This window comes from Rhizobium sp. AP16 (assembly GCF_000281735.1).
Taxonomy (GTDB): domain Bacteria; phylum Pseudomonadota; class Alphaproteobacteria; order Rhizobiales; family Rhizobiaceae; genus Rhizobium; species Rhizobium rhizogenes.
This window is the reverse complement of the sequence record NZ_AJVM01000045.1, coordinates 32,628-49,836: the sequence shown is the minus strand read 5'-3', so window position 1 is coordinate 49,836 and position 17,209 is coordinate 32,628. Positions and strand designations below refer to the sequence as shown.

The following is a 17,209-nucleotide window of genomic DNA, read 5'->3' as shown; positions in this document are numbered from 1 at the left end:
CACGGCGGAGCGAATGGCCGGCCACTTCGAACCAAAGGCTTGAATAGCCCCTAGATTAACTATGCGGGACTTCTCCGCCCTGAAGGAAGCCGAAGCATGGCCCTGCAATTGATGGAAGGGCGCTCGACCGTGACCTCTTGTAATCCGCAAAACCGACCTGTTTCGAGCGGAACCATGCACATAGCCATGCGTTAGTTTTATGAGGCTGTAGGCCGTGTCAAACGGACATGATGGTGCTGAAGAACAGGGAGATTTTTCCGTTTTCTCTCCATGGCCAACGAAACGGCAGCCGAGCTTCCTATCCATCCGGCCTGCAACCTCCGTCCTTTCAACGATGGAGAAAATCATGGATAAGCGGCGGAATGGGCGGTTTCCGTCCAATCACGGAGTGGTCTTCCTTGTATCCGCCTCGCTGATGGCGGCGATACCGGCGGGAATCTCAGCACAACAGACGCCGAGCAAAGAGCGTTGCCAGGCACCCGATACAAGCGGCCAGACAATGGATGGCCAGGCGACACCAAATCCGAGGAGCGAAAACTCGAAGCTCTCGGAATGCGGCGGCGTGCTGAAACCGCCGGCAACCGGGGACAGCGAATTGGAAAAGCCAGCGCCGCCCGTCGGCAACACGCCGGTCATCCCGCCCAACCATGTACCGGAGGAACATGGAAACGACACGCCCAAGAACCAGTAATTTGTCAAAGCGTTACGGTTTTGGTGCCGGTTGCTCGATGGTCTTCTGGTCGACAGTCGAATCTTGGTTGGTACCGGTCACGAACGGTTTGATGACGATAATGCTGAGGATCGACGCCACCATCAGTCCCAGAATGACGAACAACAAAGCGCGCATGTTGGCCTCGCATCCTACTGCGGCTTGCGGATACAAAGATTGCTATCGTGACCGCTGATGCCGCTCACCTGTCGGGAATGAGTTTCGGCCCGGTGCTTGGCCTCGTCGTTTTCGACCGAGCCCTCGATGAGGACACGGCCGCCGATGACGGAAATGAAGATGCCACCGGCATCCAGCAACGGATCCTCGTCTAGTCTCTCATGGATTTCCTGGCGTATCTCCGCATCCGCTCGCTGCTGCGAGGTGCCGTGTTCCTTGGGCCTGTCTTGCATGACGTCCTCCATTGGTTTGGACTCACAAATCCCAACCAAGAAAACAACATTAGGTTCCATCCTCGCTTGCGGTCTTCGACATCGGCTTATCGATTTGCGATAATGCTGTGCAAAGGGAACCCGGCGCGCCAACCGATCGAGAACCGTCGATGCCCGGTATCGAGCAACACTGGGCTAGTTTGCGGAAGGTAAGATCACCCCCTAAAAGTCTGTCTGTGCTCCAGCCTGAATGCTGCTCTCCATCATCGGCAGTTTACCGCCAGACTTCGCAAATGAGCCTGAAAGTGCAGAAGGCACAGGAAGCCTGTTTCTCGGCTCAAACATCATGCCAATAAGGAACAAGAGCCGCCTGTCCGTGCAGACTGCCGTTCTCATCGATCAATTGCCAGAGGGTCACATGATCGACCCAGAATCGCTTTCCTGACTTTGCCACGCGCAACCCGCGATATTCTGTGATGTAACCATCCCGTTTGGCGGCATCGAGCAGGCGCTGACGCTCTTCGCGATCCGGTGTTTCGGCGGAAAAGCGCGAGCGAAGTTCTACAAACTCATTCCAGTCGTATTCGAAACATGCCTGCGCCGTCCTGTTCGCATAGATGAAACGGGGATCGGCATCGGTATTGTGGGCCAGCAGACAGAAGGGCGCATCTTCATAAAGCCAGCGTGCAGCAATGGAAGCATCCCGCTCTTCGGGCACCAGCGATTTCTTTGTGAACCTGAAATAGCTCTCCGAAAGAAGATTGAAGAAATCCAGATCAGTGCCCGTGTTCATGGCGCTCCCCGTAATGGAAATGCTTTTCGCGCGACCGGCGATATGTATGAAAGGGGTAATGCTATAAATTGTTCGCCCGCGGATTTTGTCCAACCACCTGCTCTGCGTCGACCGGGACCTCAACCAATATGGATGGATGACCCGGACTGTAGCTTTCGCGCATAATCTCAGCCAGATTGCTTAGATCCGGCATCAGCTTGCGGCTTTCCCAGCCGCATGCGCGCGCCATCGATCCAAAGTCGATGCGGTGCAGATCGCTGTGATAGCGGGAGGATGAATAGTCCGGAATGACCACGGGCAGGCCCTGCACCATGATGCCGAGTGCACCATTGTCCAGCACGAACAAGACGATCCCCAATGATCGGGCTTCGGCCAGGCAACCGGCAATCAACCGGAAGCATCCGTCGCCCGTAAAAGCAAAGACCGTCGCGTCCGGTTTTGCAAGCTTTGCGCCGATTGCCGTCCCGAATGCCCCGCCCATTGCCGAACCGCGATAAAGCGAATGGAAGCGGACGTTTGGATGCGGGCGCTGCGTGACATACTGACGATCTTTGTAGGCAAGGCACACATCATCGAATGCAATGCTTCCCGGTTGCCATTGACGATCGAGCTCCCGGTAAAATCGGGCAATATCGATTGTCCCGGCGCGCGGCGGCTTGATCTCGCGATTATTGAGATCGGCCACAAAGGCCGGTACCGGAGGCCGCAACGGTCGGATATCCTCGAGCCGACCGATCGCTTCGCTCAGAACCTGATCGATTGGCCCTCGAACATCGAAATATTCGCCGCGCACACGATGCCGAAACTCGCCCCCAACGCTGCCGTATGGGGCGGTCAGGTTGGTGAAATTCCATGTCGTATGGGCAGGTATGTCAGAAAAATTCAAGGTATACTCGTCAGGGCAAAACCCGATGGTAATGACGATATCGTCGGGACCGAGGCTTCTCCAGAGCTGCATCGCGCGATCATTCCCGCCGAAGCCCAGATAGCCGAAACCGAAGGTGTTATTGCGCGCCACCGCATTCGCCCCGTTTATGCTCCAGACGATCGGTGCCTGTAATGCTTTGCACAAACGTGTGGTGAGGACAGGCATGTGCGGATACATGGCCGCCTCTTCCCCGGCGAGCACGATCACCCGACGCCCGGCCGATTGCCGCGGGAACTCGGCCAGAAAATGGGTAAGAGACGCTTGGTCGATGTCATCAGGCTTATTGGCATAATTGCCATGCCGGAGCTCATAGACCGGCTCAGGCACCATCTGTCCGAGTGCTTCCGGCGGCATCAGGAGTGCGATGGGCGAGCCCTGATCGAGATGCCTGCGCGCCTGCTCAAGTTGTTCTTCGATACGGTCTGGGTCGTCCAGAACGAACGTGCCGGACGGCAGCTCGGCCTTCAACTGAGCCACAACGCCGGCCCCCTCCGGGCTCGTGTCCTGCAGCGGTGCGCGATGTCGCGTATCTGCTGGACTGAGGGGAATGAGGTAGATTGCGGGAATATTGTGCAGCTTCGCGTCACTCAGGCCGCAGGTCAGCAACCGCGTTGCGGCTCCCGTCGTTGCAATAGCCGCGCTGATCTTCCCGCTTGCGAGATAGTATCCAAGGGGAATGAAGCCGGCGACATATTCTCCGATATTGAAGAAAACCGGGGTTTCGGCACCGTCGTCGGGGATACGCATCGGCTCGAGATGTTTGAGCAAATGGATGACCCCTCCCCCCGTGACGCCGGCATAGTGATGCACATGCCAGGTCCTGAGTGTGTCGATCAGGAATTCATATCCTGTTTTCAGTTTGATGGCCCGAACATCGCTTGTCGTTTCGACCGGAAGATTCACCGTCATTTGCTCGCCTCTCCGCTATGACCCCTGTTCCTCAATTCTGCGCAACATTGACGCCCGCTTCCCCGGATCCGAAGCAAACACGGTTCCGACACACAGCCATTCCCGATGCCATGTTCTGGAAGCAGCATTATGCGATGCTTTTTTCCCTGGAGAGCGCCTCCATACCCGCAACCGTCGCCAGAAGATCTTCATCACAAAGCGATGCCTTATGATCGGCGATATCCTTGAAGCGGGAGAAAGCGAGATCAAGATCAGCATCCGAGCCGAACTCGACGCCCAGAGCGCGCATGCACATGCGAAAACCGTTGCGGCCCGAATTCTTTCCGAGCACCAGCCGATACTCGTCGGCGCCGACCTCCGCGGCTGTCATGATCTGGTAGGTCAACGGGTTCTTCAGCATGCCATCCTGGTGAATGCCGGATTGGTGCGAAAAGGCGTTCTTACCGACGATCGCTTTGTTCGGCTGCACAACGAAGCCCGTGATCTCCGAGACGAGCCGGGATGCAGCGGTCAACCGGCGAGTTTCGATCGACGTCTGACATCGGAAGAAATCCTCGCGTGTATGCAGCGCCATGACGATCTCTTCCAGCGACGCGTTACCAGCGCGCTCGCCGATGCCGTTGATCGTACATTCGATCTGGCGCGCGCCCTGCCGGGTCGCTTCAAGCGAGTTGGAAACAGCCATGCCCAGATCATTGTGACAATGCGCGGAGAACACGGCCTTGTCAGCATTCGGCACGACATTACGCAAATAGGTGAACAGCTTGCCATATTCGTGCGGCGTCGCGTAGCCGACCGTGTCCGGCAGGCTGACCGTGGTCGCACCGGCTTTGATCACCTGTTCCACGAAGCGCGCGAGAAACTCCGGTTCCGACCGGCTCGCGTCCTCGCAGGAAAACTCGATATCCTCAGAATAGCGCCGCGCGTGGAGCACCGCGCGAACGGCATGTTCGAGCACGTTTTCCGGTGTCATCTGCAACTTGTATTTCATGTGAATAGGTGAGGTCGCCAGCACGATATGGATGCGGGACGACGCCGCACCGGAAACAGCTTCCGCCGTCAGGTCGATATCGCGCTCGACCGCGCGGCTCAGGCTGCAAATCGTACTGTCCTTGACGACGCGCGCCACGGCTTTGATCGCGTCGAACTCGCCGGGACTGGAGACGGCAAAGCCGGCCTCGATTACGTCGACCTTCAACCCTTCAAGCATGAGCGCGATCTCGACCTTTTCACTGGCGTCAAGGTTGATCCCGGGGCTTTGCTCGCCGTCACGCAATGTGGTGTCAAAGATAATAATCTTGTCAGTGTTCATGCGGACTCTCCCGATCGATTGAAGCATCGGCATCGCCGAATTCGTAAGGGTTAGCTGTATGGCACTACACTCAAGTCACGGGTGATCGATGCCTCGGGCACATTCGATGCCGGCGGCGAAATCCATCACGCGATAGAAGTCCTGTCAGATCTGATCCTGTTTGGTCCTGGCTTTGCCAGCATGCTGGAAACCGGACAAACAACTCCATTCCGCAACCAGAGCGCGGCAGATATCGAAATGAAGGGCCGGTTCCCGTTCGGCATAGGCCGGGGAGGTCAACCCATAGGCAAGGCAGGCAAATAAATGATCAAGTTCAGCGCAGGTAGGCGGTCGGCGTATTGCCGTTGCAAGGCAGTCCGGGCTACCTCGACTTTCGGAGCAAAGATTTCAAAACCTGAGAATTGAGTGTCCATAGCGCACCGAATGGTTACGATGGCGAGCATCGCTCCATTCGTGACAGCGGTATTTTAGAAAATTACGGACTATTTTTAGGAAATTACGGCTTTCTGCTTAGCCAGCGACAAGTGTATCCACTTTGCCACACTGACTTCCGGCCGCTCATATTTCAATTATATGGCGAGTTCATCACCAACCTGCAACTACTTTCGACGAGAAGCCGAGCCTGGTTCTCCCTCTCATTGTAATCCCCCGTTAGAAACGGGGGATTACCACCGCAGTTATGAGACCTGTGCGCGGGATGTTGAATTCCATACGAAACTCACCTCGTTTGCCATTTCACGATAGTCCACAATTAGTTCAAAATAGTGAAGCCCTTCATGGGTCTGTCTCCGCCTAGCAGGGTCAGCGCCAAGTGGAAAGACGGGTCAAATAACGGCGGAATTCAACAGCCCGGCCTCTTGCGGAAGGATCTGGTGCCGTTCCGCGGCTCCCGATGCGATCACCTGTTTCGGATCGATGTTGGCGATACCACCGGGGTTGAATCGCCTCAGCAAAGAAAGCGTCTGCGGGAAGGCTTCCACGCCCTCCCGTGAGGGCAAGTCGTTCAGGGTGAACTCCGCATTCGTCTTCCTATTCGCCTGCCAGTCTTCGTCAATCCTTTTGGCGTCCGGCGGCAAACTGATATCGAATGCCGTATATCGGAAGAGAACGCCGTATATCGGATGCCCCAGAACCGAAGCGAGCGTGCCGAGATAGGCCTGCGAACTTACGTTGTTCTTCTCAAGCCGGTTGATGCATTCCTGGTCGCCCGTCAGCACGACCTTCTCTTTGGGAAGACCAAGGACACCAATGCCTCCACGGGCGGAGTGTCGAGTTTCATAACGTTCCGACCCGCATTTCCATTTGACGTTGATCCATCCAGTCGCCATTAACCCATTGATGAATCTGCTATTTCGATATCGAAGTAGGGTCACGACGAAATGTAAAACTGAGTGAGATCGCGACGCAAACCACGCCGCTGTCGCCCGCGTTCACCTGACGGACTTGCGTTTAATCGAGCAATTTCCACCTGATACTTTCCGGGTTGCCCACCAGTAGTTGAATAGATTAATACTGTTTTAGAGGGGCAAAATAACTTTCCATGGCAGTGCTGTGGAAAGACGGGAGGGGGCAATGCAATATCGTATCGCGGCCAAATCGCGGGCAATCCTTTTGTCCGGGACGACACTGACGTTTGGGACCGTCATTTTCTTTTCCAGTTCCGTGAACGCGGCGTGCACTTTTGCAGCGCCGACCGGTGATGATACCTACGTCTGCGACAGTGGAATATCGATTGGCGGCCTTGCCGATTCGGGGGGCAATAACTCGCTGCTCATGCCTCAAGGCGGGACCGGCACCATCAATGGCAATGTCTCGTTCGGCGCCGGTTCCGATATCATAGAGCTTCATTCCGGAACGATCAGTGGAAGCGTCGACCAAGGCAATGGAGCCGACCTCTTCATTATCTCCGGCGGCAAAGTTACTGGCAATGTCCAGCAAGGCAGCGGCGTCGACGATTTCCGAATGACGAGCGGCGAGGTTGGGTCGCTCAATCAGGGTGACAATCTCGACACGTTCTTCATGTCCGACGGACGCATCATCGACGCTTTCGATGATGGCGATCGCGCTGTCATGACCGGTGGCCGCATCGGGCGCGTCAACATGAAGCTTGATGACAACCTTTTCGACATGTCAGGCGGGACCATCGATCGCAATCTCGTAACCGGATTCGGCAACGACACTGTCATTCTTTCGGGCGGGGCGATAGGCGGCAATGTCAGCGTCAGCGGCGGCGCCGACAGCGTGACGGTAACGGGGGGTTCGGTTGGTGGCAACGTGACCATGAGCTTTGGCACCGATACATTCACCTGGGACGGCGGCGGTATCATTTATGGCGCCGTCGATCTCGGCGGTGATAACGACACGGCCACGCTTAGAAATCTTACGAATTCAAATATTGGTGCCTCCACGCGAATTACCGGTGGCCTCGGCATCGATCGATTGACTTTCGACAACGTCTCCACTGGTGAAGTTGCCCGCTTCGACAGCTGGGAAACGATCGATCTCACCAATGATACAGAGCTTACCTTTGACGGTACTCTGACGCTTGGCGACGCCGATACGACCAGCGGCACCTTGACTGTAGATTCATCGAGCACATTGTTTGGCGGCGGCTCCAATGGAGGGATTGCCGCCTTCACCGCCGGACAGCTTGCCAATGTTCTAAATGCCGGCCGCATCGATTTGACGAATGCGGGCAACGGCGCTACCGACACATTCACAATCGCCGGCAATTATGCCGGCAATAACGGTACTATTTTTCTGAACACCGTCCTTGGCAATGATGCGTCGGCGTCCGACAAGCTGGTGATCAGCGGAGGCACTGCCTCAGGAACAACTGGCATGGGGATTGTGAACGTCGGCGGAACCGGCGCCGCCACGACCCGAGACGGCATTATGGTCATTGAAGCGGTGAACGGCGGCCGTACAGAAAGCGGTGCCTTCTCGCTTGATGGCCGCGTCGCCGCCGGCGCCTACGAATACTACCTGTTCAAGGGCGGCATTTCCGCCAACACGCAGGACAACTGGTATCTGCGCTCAGCGATCACAACACCTCTCGCCGGCCCATCACCGATACCTGCTCCGGCCCCCAATCCGTTGTCTCCCCAGCTCACAGGACCCGAGCCGCAAATACCGGAAACAGCGGCATCGCCACCACCACAAACGCGACCCGTACCGCCTCTTCCTGTCGATCCTGACGATCCTGAACCCGAGGATACGTCATCGGGCGTGCAGGAAACCGATCCCGCCGCGCAGGCTCCTCCTGCACCGCCGTCTGCAGCACCGGCTGATCCCCCCGCACAATCGTCTGTGCTGTCAACCCAGGCGGCGCCTGTGCCGGTTCCGGGCACTACGGTCGCTCCGCCCACACCGGGAGCAACGCCTGTGACCGGAGATGTGGTTCCTCTTTATCGTGTCGAAGTGCCGACCTATTCCGTCGTCGCGCCTGCCGCGTACCACTTGGCGCTATCGACGCTCGGAACGTTTCACGAGCGGCGGGGAGAACAGATGCTGCTTCAAGGCGGCGGCTACCTGCCGGCGGCGTGGGGACGTGTTTTCGGCCAGTCTGTCGACACGAAATGGGAAGGGACGGTCGATCCGAACTTCGACGGTCATCTGTTCGGCCTCCAAGCCGGACAGGATCTCTTTGGCCATGAATCGGACAGTGGCCATGTCGATCGCCTCGGCCTGTTCTTCGGCTATGCGAACATGAAGGGTGATGTCAAAGGACGAGCTCTCGGCTGGAACGATCTTGCGGTCGGCGATGTGCATGTCAACGGGACGAGTTTCGGCGGCTATTGGACTCATGTCGCGCCGGAAGGCTGGTACATTGATGGTGCTGTGATGGGCACCTGGTTCAGCGGTGATGCCAGCTCGAATGCTGGTGAAAGCATTCGTATCGACGGAACGGCCGTCTCCGCATCCCTTGAAGGCGGTTACCCCGTCATCCTCACGGAACAGTGGGCACTCGAACCGCAAGCACAGCTGATCTTGCAACACCTGTCGCTTGATGATCAATCCGATCGATTTTCGCCGGTCTCATTCGACGCCGATAACGCTGTGACTGGACGAATTGGCCTGCGGCTTCAGGGCAGTTATCAGACGGCGTCGGGAACGCTGCAGCCTTATTTGAAGGCGAACCTTTGGCACAATTTCTCCTCCGATCAGACAGTCAGCTTCGGAGGGAATCCCATTGTAACGACACTCGATGGGACATCTTTGGAAGTCGGCGGCGGTATCACCGCAAATCTGACGGAAAAGGTAAGCATCTTCGCAACAGCGGACTATACGACAAATCTTGGTGATGAGAAAACACGGATACTCGAGGGCAATATCGGCCTCCGGATTAAATTTTAACCGGAGCGACCGAAAGGGAAAACCGTGCGTTTCAAATCTCTCATCGCAGCCATCGCGATCTTGCCTGCGATGGCGAGAGCTGGCTTCGAGACCAATCGCAACGGCTACTAAAGCCGCTCCGCATCCAGCAGAGCCAATACCTCGATAACCGGATTGAGCAGGACCATCGCCGAATCAAGCGCCGGATCCGGTCTATGTTCGGCATCAAATCGATCACCTGCGCAACAACTATCCTGTGCGGCATTGAAATGGTTCACATGATGCGGAAATGACAAGCCAGGTACGCAGACAATTCCGCACCGTCACTTGTCGATCAGTTTGAAATCTTGGCCGCGTAAAAGCTGAGCAGAAGCATTTCCCCGTCTCAACTTCGAGTTTGCGACAGAGCCCGTATTCGTGATACGTTGCGTACTCTTTCGCGCCGGTGAGTTCCATTCTATTGGACGAGGTATGCGATGAGGGTCGTCAGCGGATTTATAGCATGCCTTCTGCTCTGGACGCCGCTCGTCTACGCAGGGCCGCTGCATGACGCCGCCCGGACCGGCGATCGGGAAAGCGTGACCCGATTGATCGCGACCGGCATTGATATCGCCGCACCAAACGAGTCCGGCGAGCCGCCCCTGCTAATTGCTGCGCTCGCCGGGCAGAAGGATATCGTCGCACTACTGCTGGAAAACGGTGCCGATATCGAATGCCGCAACAAGGGCGGCCTTACCGCACTGCACGCCGCCGCCTACGGCGGGCATCTCGACGTGGTCGAGCTGCTCGTGTCGAAAGGTGCGAAAGTCAATGATGATAAGAACTTCTATCATATGTCGCCGCTGCATGCTGCTGCGGAGGAAGGACACGCCGATGTGGTGGCCTTCCTGGTGGCGCACAAGGCCGACCTAGAAGCCAAGGAACGGAACGGCTACACGCCGTTGACCCAGGCCGGATGGCGGTCCCATTGGGATGCGGTCGGACTACTGCTGAAAGCCGGAGCGGTCTGCCAGAAGGCTGATCTCGTCGGCGAATGGCTCTTTGCCGAATGCACCAAGCGTCAATAGCGCCATATTCACTGCCCAAAAAGGGAGGACCGAAACATGTCTCGCAAACAGACAGGACCCGCCGCGCTGATCCTCGCAGGCCTGGCAATCGCCTTTGCCGCGCCGGTCTGTGCCGAGGAGCCGGTCAACACCGGCTATTTCGGTGACGTCGCGATCAAGGGATACGATCCGGTGGCATATTTCACTGAAAACAAGGCCATCGAAGGTTCCGCGGCCTATTCGCACCGCTGGCTTGGTGCCGAGTGGCATTTCGCCAGCGCCAGGAATCGTGACCTGTTCATCGCCGATCCCGGCAAATACGCGCCGCAATACGGCGGCTATTGTGCAGACGGCGTTTCGTTCGGCACGGTGACCACCAATATCGATCCGAATGCCTGGCGCATCATCGATGGCAAGCTGTACCTGAGCTACGATCCGGGCGCCGCCGACGGCTTCGAGAAAAAGCCGACAAAGGTCGTCGACTCCAAGCAACACTGGTCGGAAGTCCAGAACACGCTGATTTCGGACAAAATGCAAAAGGACTGGCAGCACATGCCGGCAGACTGACCCTCATGGCGCCGGCGAAAAGAAGCTTAGTGCCTGAGGGGTCACGTGAACATATTGGGCGTCGAGCTGTCCGACGTCCCTGTTCCGGTAGACCTGCCCACAGACCATGCGATCCAGGAAGTACCCGCTAAACCTCTCGCACAGCCTGTTTCCCTTCACGTCGACCGTGCCGGTAATATTGGTATTGGCGCTCCTGTAGGCGGTGTTGCCTGCCTTGTCGAAATACTGGACAAAGGCCGTTCCGTTCTTGTGTTTTCCGGCCCAGGTCTTTCCGTCGATGAGATCGCGCAGCGCCTTCTCGTCGAGCTGATCGGCATCGTTCCCAACAAATCCGAAAGGCCATACCGGAATGCCCGCAGCCTTCAGCCCGGTCAGGTGATGTTCCAGTTCGGCTGGACGCCAGTAGTCGTAGAGATACCCGTAATAGGCGAGATTGCTTTCCGGAAAGAGTTCCAGAAGCTTAGTCTTCTCCGCCGCGCTCCGCACCCGGTCGCCATCAAAGCCATAAGCCGCCGTCAGATATTCGCGCGCCGGTTCGACGTTCGGCAATGCGTCGCGCGCCGCTTCTATTAGAGGGACGGCACGGCCATTGTCTCGCGCCGTGTAGAGAACGATGCCCGCCAGCAGCTGGAAGCTCGGCGATGGCGACGGATCGAGCCTGAGCGCCCGGTCGATTTCGGCAATGGCCTCGTCATGGTTTCCCGTATGGGACAGGATCAGTGCCAAGTTACCTGCAGCTTCAGCACTGTTCGGCTGGGCCGCCACAGCCCGGTTTGCCGACTCTCGGGCTTCGGCCTCCCTCCCGTCGACCAGTTGCAACAAGGCGAGCACGGTATGAGCGCGCGCATTGTTCGGGTCGAGCTTCAGCGCCTGCCCCGCCGCGTCATAGGCGATCTTGCGCGCCACCGCCGCCGACCAGAGAAAATTGTAATCGTTGCGCCAGACATCGACTGCAACACGTGCGATCCCCGCATGCGCGTCGGCAAAATTCGGATCGAGATCGATCGCCTTCTGGTAATAGGAAAGCGTTCGGCGATAGGTCTCCACGTCGCTGTAGAGCAACCCTTCGTGCTCCGCGCGCATGTAATAGTCGTAAGCCTCGAGGTTGTCGCTCGGGATCTTCTCGATCTGCGTGCGCTCGCCTTCGCTAAGCTCCACCTTCAGAGCCGAGATGATCTTGCCCGTCACGTCGTCTTGAATTGCAAAGAGATCCGCATATTGCCGGTCGTAGCGTTCCGCCCACATGGAGAGCCCTGTCAGCGCGTCGATCAGTTTGACGTTAATCCGCAACTGTGGCCCCGCCCGCTGCAGCGTGCCTTCGAGCAAGTAGTGCACGCCGAGCTCAGCTGCTACCTCCGTAGTCTTGCCCGTGGCGTTCAACGCAAAGACCGAATGCCTAGCAATGACAAAAAGGCCCGACACTTTGGAAAGTTCGGTAATCAGATCGTCCGTCAGCCCCTCGGCCAGATGATCTTGTTCTGAATCGCCGCTGACGTTGATGAAAGGAAGGACGGCAACCGAAGGCTTATCTGGCAGAGGATAGGCGAAGCGGCGGACGAGTGCCGGCGTCTCACCGATGTCCAGCCTCTGCCAGAGATAAGCGCCGCCGCCGGCAATCAGAGATAGTACGATGGCCAGGATGGCGCCGCGTCGGACGCGCTTGGACCATCGCGGAAACCGGCGGGCAGCCGCCGGATCGAAAACGACTTGGTAGACCCGGATTGGCTCGACGATGCTCCTGACTTTCTGCCGCCCGAGCGAAATGAAACCGGCATCGATCTTCGTCTTTACCTGATCATATGTCGTGCCGGAGATGGCGATGCCGCCCGGTTCGGCTAGCGTCTGCATGCGATCGGCGATGTTTACGCCATCGCCATGAATATCCTCGTCCTCGACGATAATGTCGCCGAGATTAACCCCGATGCGGAACCGCAGCGGTACAGCATCGCCGGAGGCCAGGTTCTGCTTCTGTTTCGCCTTCTCCCGCTGGATTGCGATCGCGCAGTGCAGGGCGTCGACGACGCTATGAAACTCGACGAGCAGGCCGTCGCCCATGGTCTTGACCAGCCGGCCGTGATGTTCAGCGATTCTGGGCTCGATGAGATCATCCAGGTCAGTCTTGAAGCTGCGGCGCGTTGCTTCCTCGTCGATCTGGCTCAGGCGGCTGTAGCCTGCGACGTCAGCGATCAGAATTGCTGCAAGACGGCGCTCCATGCCCCCTCCCCGCTGACCGCGATGGCCCCTCCGGCGCATCTTACCGCAGGTCGACTGGCGAAGCCATTGCTTGAGGACTATCTCGCATGAGAGACATTCTGTAGGGGTCTTGAACGGATGTGACCCCACGATTCCTATGCGTCGGGCGACTGGGATATATAGATGATAATTTCCTCTATCACTCAAATACGACACATTGGACGGACGTTGCTCATGGACCCACCGTGGTTGCCGAAGGCATATCTGGGGTTGTTGCAACGATATTGGTTTTCTGACACCTCAATCGGCACCGCTTCGGTTGCGTGAACGGAAATTCGCAACCGGGCAAGCTTATCGATCGAAAACGAGTTTTAAATCATAATCATTACGACAACGCCTTGAAGCGATGTGCCACTCGCAGTGGGCCAGTCACTCGATCTTCAGAAAGAACCGTCTGTCGACTTGGACAACTCCTCGTATGCGCGCAGTTCATCTAACCGTCCTTCAAGCACCGGTTTGTAGGCCGCAAGAGTATCGCTTCCAGCGACGAACTGCTTTGGCGGATTTTCCAAGCCGACGAACGTTACAAGGACATCAGCCAGCTTCGCAGGATCGCCGCCCTGTTTGCCGTTATAGCCTGACCACATGTCTTCAGCGCTATACCCGTCATCGCCGCAGGCCAAGTCAGAGCACCTGAACAGGCCCAAAGAGCCCTGGAGTTAGGTCTCTCCCTGATCGCCGTCGGACAGGGGCTGGTGATGAATCCGGAATGGGTTGAGCTGGCGCAAAGCGAACGAGATCATGAAATCGCTGTTGCGTTGAGCCCGTCCATGGCTTCGGCGATTGTACTTCCAGGCAAGCTCTGGAACATTATTCGTGCCACGAGAGGCTGGTTCGAAATCCGACCTTAAACTTGCGAAGCGAGGCGCCAGTTCCACGCACCCGACGGGGCGCAACCCCAAAGTCCCACTTATCTCAATAATCAGACTCGGATTAGCGACGAGATTGGGAAGCCCTTTTGAAGCCTGCTAGAGATACCATTGTCGCTCTTGAAAAAATCGAACTTGCATTCGATTTCAGACATCATCGCATAAGCCACTGCTCTGCAATGTAGTTCAGCTGTCGACGCCATGGGAGTTTCAGTAAAAAGGTCGCCGATGTCAGCAAATCTTCTTGTGCGCTTGAAGGGATTTATGAAATCCATCCTCCATCATGCGCAAAAGGCTTTTGAGTTCCGGCTCCCGTACAAGAGCTGCCGCCTCATATGGCCGATACCAGGCGATTGATCGCTGGTCCTTTTCCGGAAATTCAGCATAGACCCCCGAGACTTCAAGAAGATGGACCTGCACAAGCGATGGTATCCTTTCGCCGGAATCCAACAGCTTGAGATAGGTATAGTAACCAAAAGGCTTCTTCTTCGCCTTTCCCTTGATGCCTGCTTCCTCCCAGGCCTCCCGCTCGGCAACCTGATGCGCAAGCTTTTTGTCCATCGGCCATCCCTTGGGGATGATCCATCTGCCGCTGTCGCGTGACGTGATCAGCAGGACTTCGATGCTATCGCCTGAAGGCTGCCTCCGATAGCAGAGCGCGGCATATTGCTCGATCGTTCGCCCGCTGAAAAGCTTCGCGGCCTCGCTCGCCAATTGCCCCAGATATGTTCTGCTCTTCTTCCCAGACATTGGTTCCCATGACACCGATTATGCGGTTTCGTCATCCCGCGCGGCAACAATACGCCCTGTATCCACAGGCAAGGCTCATCCTCCCCGCACCGAGCCACGCCAGACCAAATCAGCATGCAGTTTCAACGATTGGCCATCGGGCGCATCCTTTCGTCCGTCCACGAGCCATGTGACGGCTTCACGCGCGATCGTGTCGACCGGCTGCGCAAACGTCGTCAGATGGTATGACGTCCACGATGCCTGCTCGATGTCGTCGAAGCCGACGATACAAAGCTGATCCGGGATCGACAGAGAAAACTGGTGGCGCGCTGCGTCCATGAACCCGCATGCAAGCAGATCGGTCGCGCAAAATACCGCGTCGGGTCTTTCCTTCCTGGTCAGCATCCGCTGTGCAACGACCTTCCCGGCCTCATATCCCGTCCAACCATGGCGCTCTACGATCACATCAAGACCATGTGCTTTGGCCGCCGCTATGAAGCCCGTCTCCCGGGCCATCAAACTGGGCGTACCCGCTTCGGAATTGGCAAATGCAAGCCGGGTGCAGCCGGCGCGGACAAAGGCAGTCACCACGCGTCCTGCCGCCTCATGGTCATCGAGATTGATGCGCAGCGGTCCCGGCTGATCATCGTCGCGGTTGATCAGAACCAGCCGCTGACCATTGCGCAAACAAAGCTGAGTGATGGATTTGTCCGGCAGGCCGGACAGGATAATCGAGGCATCGGCCCGATACCGTATGGCCTGATGCAGTGCGCGATCGACACTGCCATCGGAACGGTCAGTATTGACGAGCATGGCAACCTTGCCGGCGGCCTGCAACTGTAGCGTCAATTCGCGCAGTAGGGCGGAGCGATAGGGCGTAGCGACATCTGAAACGATGAGACAGACGATACCGCTTTCATTGCGCATCAAACCGCGTGCAAGTTGGTTGACGTGATAGCCGAGCTCTTCGGCGGCCTCCATCACCTTCTGCCGGGTCTTTTCCGAAACACTCGCCCCCGGAGTAAAGGTACGGGAGACGGCCGAGCGCGAAACGCCCGCTTTCCTGGCGACCTCATCGGCGCTTACAAAGACCTTATCCGACACAAGCTGTCCTCAACATATCGATCGCGATTGTGCACGATTTGCAATCGTGTGCAAGTTTTGTGAGTTATCATATGTGACAGCTTTAGGACATTAGTGGTTGACACGGATAACTAGCTCGTGCAGCATTTGCACACGCTTGCAAAAGCGGATGGCGTGGAGGCGCCGTCGTCACCAGGAGGACATTATGCGATCGGTTAAATTGGCCGCGGCATTGCTTGCCGCGGGGGTATCTTTTGCTGCCTATTCCGCTCATGCCGCAGGCGATCTCAACGTCATCTGCTCTGCTGATCCCGAGGTCTGCGATCTGATGAAGGGATTGTTCGAGAAACAGTCCGACATCAAGGTCAACATGGTCCGCCTCTCGGCAGGCGAGACCTATGCGAAGATCCGCGCCGAGGCGCGCAATCCGAAGACAGATATCTGGTGGGCCGGTACGGGCGACCCTCACCTGCAGGCCGCGACCGAAGGCCTGACCCAGGAGTATAAATCGCCACTCTTCGACCAGCTTCAGGACTGGGCGAAGAAGCAGGCCGAAAGCGCCAATTACCGGACAGTCGGCGTCTACGCCGGCGCACTCGGCTGGGGCTACAATACCGCGATCCTGCAGAAGAAGGGTCTGAAGGAGCCGAAATGCTGGGCCGACCTGCTCGACCCCTCCTACAAGGGCGAGATCCAGATCGCCAATCCGAACTCCTCGGGCACGTCCTATAATACGCTGGCAACGCTGGTGCAGATCATGGGCGAAGACAAGGCCTTCGATTATCTGGCAAAACTCAACGCCAACATCTCGCAATACACCAAGTCGGGCTCGGCACCTGTGAAGGCAGCCGCGCGCGGTGAAGCGACGATCGGCGTCGTCTTCATGCACGATGCCGTCGCACAGACGGTCGAGGGCTTCCCGATCAAGGCTGTCGCGCCTTGCGAAGGCACCGGCTACGAGATCGGCTCGATGTCGATCATCAAGGGTGCCAGAAACCTTGAGAACGCCAAGAAATGGTACGACTGGGCGCTCGGCGCCGATGCGCAGTCGCACATGAAGGACGCAAAGTCCTACCAGCTGCCATCGAACAAATCGGCGGCAATTCCGAAGGAGGCGCCGAAGTTCGAGGACATCAAGCTCATCGATTACGACTTCAAGAAGTATGGCGACCCCACGGTTCGCAAGGCTCTTCTTGGACGTTGGGACAAGGAAATCGGTGCAAAGGCGAATTGACGCCCTGTTTCGACCATTTGCGCGGCCGGAGCGAAACTCCTCCGGCCGGCGTC

The 17,209-nt window shown here is 57.2% G+C and carries 16 protein-coding genes and 1 pseudogene; 7 read left to right on the top strand and 10 right to left on the bottom strand.

Going from position 1 to position 17,209, the window contains the following annotated elements:
• Nucleotides 1–346: 346 nt before the first annotated feature.
• A complete protein-coding gene (locus PMI03_RS31045; protein WP_007694801.1) occupies nucleotides 347–691 on the top strand; it encodes a hypothetical protein in 345 nt (114 codons plus the stop codon).
• A gap of 12 nt (nucleotides 692–703) precedes the next feature.
• Here the strand turns inward: PMI03_RS31045 and PMI03_RS31725 are convergent, their stop codons facing one another.
• From PMI03_RS31725 to PMI03_RS15340, 5 genes are all read right to left on the bottom strand, one after another.
• The gene (locus PMI03_RS31725) at nucleotides 704–847 is read right to left on the bottom strand and encodes a hypothetical protein (protein ID WP_007694799.1); all 144 of its coding nucleotides are present in this window, start codon (nucleotides 845–847) and stop codon (nucleotides 704–706) included.
• A 14-nt stretch (nucleotides 848–861) separates the two neighbouring features.
• Nucleotides 862–1,119 carry a BON domain-containing protein gene (locus tag PMI03_RS15355; RefSeq protein WP_007694797.1) on the bottom strand — a complete coding sequence of 86 codons (258 nt, stop codon included), beginning with the start codon at nucleotides 1,117–1,119 and terminating at the stop codon, nucleotides 862–864.
• 316 nt (nucleotides 1,120–1,435) lie between these two features.
• Nucleotides 1,436–1,891 carry an MEKHLA domain-containing protein gene (locus PMI03_RS15350; RefSeq protein ID WP_007694795.1) on the bottom strand — a complete coding sequence of 152 codons (456 nt, stop codon included), beginning with the start codon at nucleotides 1,889–1,891 and terminating at the stop codon, nucleotides 1,436–1,438.
• 61 nt (nucleotides 1,892–1,952) lie between these two features.
• On the bottom strand, nucleotides 1,953–3,728 hold the full coding sequence (locus PMI03_RS15345; protein ID WP_007694793.1) for a thiamine pyrophosphate-dependent enzyme: 1,776 nt from the start codon (nucleotides 3,726–3,728) through the stop codon (nucleotides 1,953–1,955).
• 127 nt (nucleotides 3,729–3,855) lie between these two features.
• Nucleotides 3,856–5,040, bottom strand: coding sequence for a 2-isopropylmalate synthase (locus PMI03_RS15340; RefSeq protein ID WP_007694792.1), 1,185 nt, complete (start codon nucleotides 5,038–5,040; stop codon nucleotides 3,856–3,858).
• 81 nt (nucleotides 5,041–5,121) lie between these two features.
• Between PMI03_RS15340 and PMI03_RS31720 the strand changes: the two genes are divergently transcribed.
• Nucleotides 5,122–5,343, top strand: a complete 222-nt coding sequence (locus PMI03_RS31720) for a hypothetical protein (RefSeq protein ID WP_034515639.1) — start codon at nucleotides 5,122–5,124, stop codon at nucleotides 5,341–5,343.
• Nucleotides 5,344–5,864: 521 nt separating this feature from the next.
• Here the strand turns inward: PMI03_RS31720 and PMI03_RS15330 are convergent.
• Nucleotides 5,865–6,413: a hypothetical protein gene (locus PMI03_RS15330; protein ID WP_309574383.1), complete on the bottom strand. Its 549-nt coding sequence runs from the start codon at nucleotides 6,411–6,413 to the stop codon at nucleotides 5,865–5,867.
• Between the two features lie 199 nt (nucleotides 6,414–6,612).
• On the opposite strand from PMI03_RS15330, the gene PMI03_RS15325 reads away from it, so the two are divergent.
• The 4 genes and pseudogenes from PMI03_RS15325 (at nucleotide 6,613) to PMI03_RS15315 (ending at nucleotide 10,988) form a co-directional block, all read left to right on the top strand.
• Complete coding sequence (locus PMI03_RS15325; protein ID WP_007694789.1) at nucleotides 6,613–9,396, top strand: autotransporter outer membrane beta-barrel domain-containing protein; 2,784 nt, start codon at nucleotides 6,613–6,615, stop codon at nucleotides 9,394–9,396.
• Between the two features lie 101 nt (nucleotides 9,397–9,497).
• Nucleotides 9,498–9,734 (top strand): annotated as a pseudogene (locus PMI03_RS31035) (DDE-type integrase/transposase/recombinase); the annotation flags it as partial.
• Between the two features lie 117 nt (nucleotides 9,735–9,851).
• Complete coding sequence (locus PMI03_RS15320) at nucleotides 9,852–10,442, top strand: ankyrin repeat domain-containing protein (RefSeq protein ID WP_007694786.1); 591 nt, start codon at nucleotides 9,852–9,854, stop codon at nucleotides 10,440–10,442.
• Between the two features lie 36 nt (nucleotides 10,443–10,478).
• Nucleotides 10,479–10,988, top strand: coding sequence for a YHS domain-containing (seleno)protein (locus PMI03_RS15315; RefSeq protein ID WP_007694784.1), 510 nt, complete (start codon nucleotides 10,479–10,481; stop codon nucleotides 10,986–10,988).
• Nucleotides 10,989–10,991: 3 nt separating this feature from the next.
• On the opposite strand, the gene PMI03_RS15310 is transcribed toward PMI03_RS15315, so the two are convergent.
• The 4 genes from PMI03_RS15310 to PMI03_RS15295 form a co-directional block, all read right to left on the bottom strand.
• Nucleotides 10,992–13,202, bottom strand: a complete 2,211-nt coding sequence (locus tag PMI03_RS15310; RefSeq protein WP_007694782.1) for an adenylate/guanylate cyclase domain-containing protein — start codon at nucleotides 13,200–13,202, stop codon at nucleotides 10,992–10,994.
• 419 nt (nucleotides 13,203–13,621) lie between these two features.
• A complete protein-coding gene (locus PMI03_RS15305; protein WP_309574382.1) occupies nucleotides 13,622–13,864 on the bottom strand; it encodes a hypothetical protein in 243 nt (80 codons plus the stop codon).
• Between the two features lie 477 nt (nucleotides 13,865–14,341).
• On the bottom strand, nucleotides 14,342–14,860 hold the full coding sequence (locus PMI03_RS15300; RefSeq protein ID WP_007694781.1) for an NUDIX hydrolase: 519 nt from the start codon (nucleotides 14,858–14,860) through the stop codon (nucleotides 14,342–14,344).
• 75 nt (nucleotides 14,861–14,935) lie between these two features.
• Nucleotides 14,936–15,943: a LacI family DNA-binding transcriptional regulator gene (locus tag PMI03_RS15295; protein WP_007694779.1), complete on the bottom strand. Its 1,008-nt coding sequence runs from the start codon at nucleotides 15,941–15,943 to the stop codon at nucleotides 14,936–14,938.
• A gap of 184 nt (nucleotides 15,944–16,127) precedes the next feature.
• On the opposite strand from PMI03_RS15295, the gene PMI03_RS15290 reads away from it, so the two are divergent.
• A complete protein-coding gene (locus PMI03_RS15290) occupies nucleotides 16,128–17,156 on the top strand; it encodes an ABC transporter substrate-binding protein (RefSeq protein ID WP_007694776.1) in 1,029 nt (342 codons plus the stop codon).
• Nucleotides 17,157–17,209 lie beyond the last annotated feature (53 nt).

Bases quoted from the DNA above. Each gene is read 5' to 3' on its own strand.
- PMI03_RS31045 (WP_007694801.1), top strand. From the start codon at position 347: ATGGATAAGCGGCGGAATGGGCGGTTTCCGTCCAATCACGGAGTGGTC.
- PMI03_RS31725 (WP_007694799.1), bottom strand. From the start codon at position 847: ATGCGCGCTTTGTTGTTCGTCATTCTGGGACTGATGGTGGCGTCGATC.
- PMI03_RS15355 (WP_007694797.1), bottom strand. From the start codon at position 1,119: ATGCAAGACAGGCCCAAGGAACACGGCACCTCGCAGCAGCGAGCGGAT.
- PMI03_RS15350 (WP_007694795.1), bottom strand. From the start codon at position 1,891: ATGAACACGGGCACTGATCTGGATTTCTTCAATCTTCTTTCGGAGAGC.
- PMI03_RS15345 (WP_007694793.1), bottom strand. From the start codon at position 3,728: ATGACGGTGAATCTTCCGGTCGAAACGACAAGCGATGTTCGGGCCATC.
- PMI03_RS15340 (WP_007694792.1), bottom strand. From the start codon at position 5,040: ATGAACACTGACAAGATTATTATCTTTGACACCACATTGCGTGACGGC.
- PMI03_RS15325 (WP_007694789.1), top strand. From the start codon at position 6,613: ATGCAATATCGTATCGCGGCCAAATCGCGGGCAATCCTTTTGTCCGGG.
- PMI03_RS15320 (WP_007694786.1), top strand. From the start codon at position 9,852: ATGAGGGTCGTCAGCGGATTTATAGCATGCCTTCTGCTCTGGACGCCG.
- PMI03_RS15315 (WP_007694784.1), top strand. From the start codon at position 10,479: ATGTCTCGCAAACAGACAGGACCCGCCGCGCTGATCCTCGCAGGCCTG.
- PMI03_RS15310 (WP_007694782.1), bottom strand. From the start codon at position 13,202: ATGGAGCGCCGTCTTGCAGCAATTCTGATCGCTGACGTCGCAGGCTAC.
- PMI03_RS15300 (WP_007694781.1), bottom strand. From the start codon at position 14,860: ATGTCTGGGAAGAAGAGCAGAACATATCTGGGGCAATTGGCGAGCGAG.
- PMI03_RS15290 (WP_007694776.1), top strand. From the start codon at position 16,128: ATGCGATCGGTTAAATTGGCCGCGGCATTGCTTGCCGCGGGGGTATCT.